This is a genomic window from Endozoicomonas arenosclerae, assembly GCF_001562015.1.
In the GTDB taxonomy this organism is placed as follows: domain Bacteria; phylum Pseudomonadota; class Gammaproteobacteria; order Pseudomonadales; family Endozoicomonadaceae; genus Endozoicomonas_A; species Endozoicomonas_A arenosclerae.
In genome coordinates this window covers 1-3408 of the sequence record NZ_LASA01000177.1, presented here as the reverse complement: position 1 = coordinate 3408, position 3408 = coordinate 1, and the positions used below count along the sequence as shown (strand labels likewise).

At 47.0% G+C, this 3408-nt stretch carries 4 protein-coding genes; 1 reads left to right on the top strand and 3 read right to left on the bottom strand.

Annotated features, from left to right (window positions below; all coding sequences use genetic code 11):
• A partial coding sequence (locus WG89_RS31385) for a hypothetical protein (RefSeq protein WP_216638507.1) occupies positions 1 to 195 on the top strand: 195 nt, incomplete at its 5' end.
• Between the two features lie 28 nt (positions 196 to 223).
• Here WG89_RS31385 and WG89_RS25800 read toward each other — a convergent pair.
• From WG89_RS25800 to WG89_RS25790, 3 genes are all read right to left on the bottom strand, one after another.
• A complete protein-coding gene (locus WG89_RS25800; protein WP_079254059.1) occupies positions 224 to 1150 on the bottom strand; it encodes a ShET2/EspL2 family type III secretion system effector toxin in 927 nt (308 codons plus the stop codon).
• 141 nt (positions 1151 to 1291) lie between these two features.
• Positions 1292 to 1867: a TetR/AcrR family transcriptional regulator gene (locus WG89_RS25795; RefSeq protein ID WP_062270544.1), complete on the bottom strand. Its 576-nt coding sequence runs from the start codon at positions 1865 to 1867 to the stop codon at positions 1292 to 1294.
• Positions 1868 to 1953: 86 nt separating this feature from the next.
• Positions 1954 to 3051: a PQQ-binding-like beta-propeller repeat protein gene (locus WG89_RS25790; protein ID WP_216638560.1), complete on the bottom strand. Its 1098-nt coding sequence runs from the start codon at positions 3049 to 3051 to the stop codon at positions 1954 to 1956.
• Between the last annotated feature and the right edge of the window lie 357 nt (positions 3052 to 3408).

Below are 3408 nucleotides of genomic sequence, written 5' to 3'. Positions count from 1 at the left end.
TACCGTTACGAAGATATGATGACGCCCTATGAAAAGTTTGTTTCTCTGCAAGATGCCCAGCAATACTTGAAGAGCGGAGTCACCCTGAAAAGTTTGGAGGCGAAAGCGCATGTCATGACCGATAATGAAGCGGCACGAAGGCTTCAAAACGCCAGAGAGAACTTACTAACAGTCATCTATGAACGACCAGCCTGAGGCCGGAGTCATGCACTCTTCTTCAGGCTCATTTTTCAATTGGAAAATACTCTGAGCTACCGCTAAGCTCCGGGTGTCCATAATGCCCGTTAGTTAACATTAACTGGGAGATGCTTTCAGAGGGTTGAGCAGAGCATCTTACTCGGCATTCATCACGTTTAACTTTGGTTTTAAGACTCAGAAGGCATCCGGCTTGTTGATCTTCGGGAAAGTATAAAAGCTTCTCTCTTTCTGGAATAAAGTCATCAATAGTGATTGAACTCAGATCTTCAACAGAGTCTAAAACAATTTTTCGGTGTCTGAGAGTGTCGTTGGGGTCGTAGAAAAAGATCACCAAACCTTTTTCCGGGCTCAATGTGAATCGCAAAGCCATAGCGTGGTTGGCGGTAAAGAGAAGATAACTTCTCTTGTCCTTTTCTTTAAGTTCTGATGCCACATGACAGAGAGTTTGGGTGAAGGTATCAGGACTAAAATATAAGGCGTCTGCAGAGCAGCGGCCATGCAGGAACTTTTTATTTAACTTTTCATCATCAGGGATGAAGCCCGCAGCTGCGATGTGGTTCAAGCTGGCAACAGGTTTGAATCGGGTGGCTGTGCTACCGAATTGTTCTGCTGCATAGGCGTAGGACAGGTGGCGGCACTCTACTAACTCTGTTCCATACTGTCTTTGTCTGTATGCCTGACAATTAAGGTTGACGCGTTCCCCTTTAGAAAAATAATTTAATGCTCCAGGTGTGGCTTCTTGTCGGGGTGAGATCGAAACTTGCCGGGGGTTATCGGGGCTTCCAATGCTAAGCGCCTGTGGCTTAGTCTGAAAGTGACGGCCATTCTGCCTCAGTTTGGCGACTTTTCTATCAATGTAGCGGGCATGAGGAGAGGCCTCAGCACTGAAAGGTGGCTGATGAGCCAAAGTAAAGCCCTGAGTCCTTTGATCAGAGAGCGTCGGTTCCATCATCCATCTCCTTTGATTAAAAATACCCGATTTGATCAGTTTATTTCCTTCAAGGCTTGGAAACACTGACAACGGTGTTAGGAGGGTTGGCAATAGAAAAGGAGAGGGAGCTTTACAGTCAATCGATAAGGTAGGCAGAGGAAATCAGTTTTCCTCTGCTTCCAGGGTCATGCCTAGAGTGTGGATCAGTTCGCTGCCTGCAACCGATTCATCAAAATCACTTGAGCCAAGGGTCAGCTGAGTAGTAGCAGTATGCATGGCTGCACCCATTAACATCATGGCAGCCAGTTTAGGGTTAAAACGCTCTGAAGTTTGTCCTTCTGTCTTCAGCGTCTGAAAACGACGGAAAAGCGCGAGACGGGGTGGATAGAAACCTTGTGGGTTGTCGTGCTTTTTCTGTGGTGAAGACAGAAAGGGGGCCGTCATCGGTAAAATGGTTCGAAAATAGATAATGGAGCGACTGAAAACTTCTTCAAGCCAGCTCTCAATCTCTTCAAAGTCACCTTCAATGCATTGAGTCAGAGCCTGTTGTTCTGGCATGGCTTCTCGAACGATGGCCTGGATCAACCCGCTCTTATCACCAAAGTTATTGAACACACTGGCTTCAGTGACGCCGGCATGTTCGGCAACAGCTTTGGTCGTAATAGCCTTGATGCCCCCGGTATCCAGCAAAGAACGGGCTGCGATAATGATCTGGTTTCTGACTCTGGGTCTGGGCATACTCAATCCTTTGCCTTTTATGTTCAATCAGGCATAACGAAAGATTCATTATGCCTGAAAAACAGAACATTTATTTACTGGGTATTTCACCCTTCAGGACTTTGTTTATTGTTATCCCAGATGGCCAGAATTCCATTGAGCGTGCCTACATAGGCGGTTCCATCCGGACCAATGGAGATGGGGGCCCAGTTATTATCAAACTGTTGCCCGGAGCCTGTGCGAATCTTGAATCTGGTTTCTCCGGTTTCAGCGTCCAGAGCCATTAGGTACCAGGCAACATTTTCGGAGTTTTTCTGAGGTTCAAATGTGTAGAAGTAAACCAGTCCGTTGGCTGAGGACATTTTAGGGACAACCGAAGGCGCTTTCTCAGGAGAGTTCCAAATGACATCACAACCCGATTCATCCTCTCTGATATCAATACGACTGATGCCGCCTTTAATGGCGTCCCAGTTTTTATGCTCCATGGCATTGGTATAACCAAAATTGTTCTCAATAATGATGGATCGACCGTAACCCACCATCGAATTATCCGTGGATGACTGGCCAGCAGTGAAAAGGGGAACAGTACAAATCAGTCGATCACCCGCAAAGTCCGATTCACGACGATAAACCAGCAGGTTGATTCTTTCATCAGCATTGTCAGTGACTGTAATGTACTTATCACCAATGAGTGTTGGTGTTGTGCCGGAACCCTGGTTGATGGAACCTACTTTTCGGGCACTTCCTCTATCATAGGTTTCCCGCCAGATGGTTTCTGGAGTGCCATCTGAACTGGCTTTCATGCTGTAGGTGGCATGATCCGAGACGATGTAAACAGCATTCTGATCAACAGAGAATCCATTCTGAATTTCTTCATTATCCAGTTTGATGCCTTTGACCTTGCCATTATCAGGGTTCAGTGTGCCTACTCGGCCATATCGGGTAACCCACCAGATCAACCCTTTACTGTCAGGCATGACAGCGGTAATCGGATCGCATTCACCTTTGGGAAACCAGTTGCCCCAGTCCATGCAGTCATTGGGTGCTATCTCGCTGACATCCCAGCTGTCTTCCAGCTTAAATGACCATTGCCCTTTTTCATCCTGGTAGTGGCCAACACGAACAATGGTTTGAGTACTGTCTGCCAGTACTACACGGTCTTGGTCGTCCAGGTAGAAATAGGCACCGCCTGATGTATCGGACATGATGATGTCCCGGTCTCTTTTTACCAAGGCCTGAAAGCTACTGGGCCTGGAAGGCAGTTTGTACCTTGCCAGTAATTCGAGCGACCGAGGTGACAACAGTTGCAGTTCGAAGCCTAGCAGCCTGTCGGACTTGAACCCATAAACGCAGTTCAAGTAATTTCAGACTCTGACTATTCCGGAGAGAACTTATAAAACCCTCTCCGGCGCATTACATTTTCAACTTGTCCTTATGATTTTTCTCACTCTTGGCCTCAGATCAGCCCAATAGTGCCACAGATAAGTCGCCAACAAGACCAGTTCCAACCACTGCTCTTCATTCACTTGTTTCAGGCTGAACATCCGCCTCAAGTTATACGC

Coding starts and splice junctions, on each gene's coding strand:
- WG89_RS25790 (WP_216638560.1), bottom strand. CDS start 3,051: ATGTCCGATACATCAGGCGGTGCCTATTTCTACCTGGACGACCAAGAC.
- WG89_RS25800 (WP_079254059.1), bottom strand. CDS start 1,150: ATGATGGAACCGACGCTCTCTGATCAAAGGACTCAGGGCTTTACTTTG.
- WG89_RS25795 (WP_062270544.1), bottom strand. CDS start 1,867: ATGCCCAGACCCAGAGTCAGAAACCAGATCATTATCGCAGCCCGTTCT.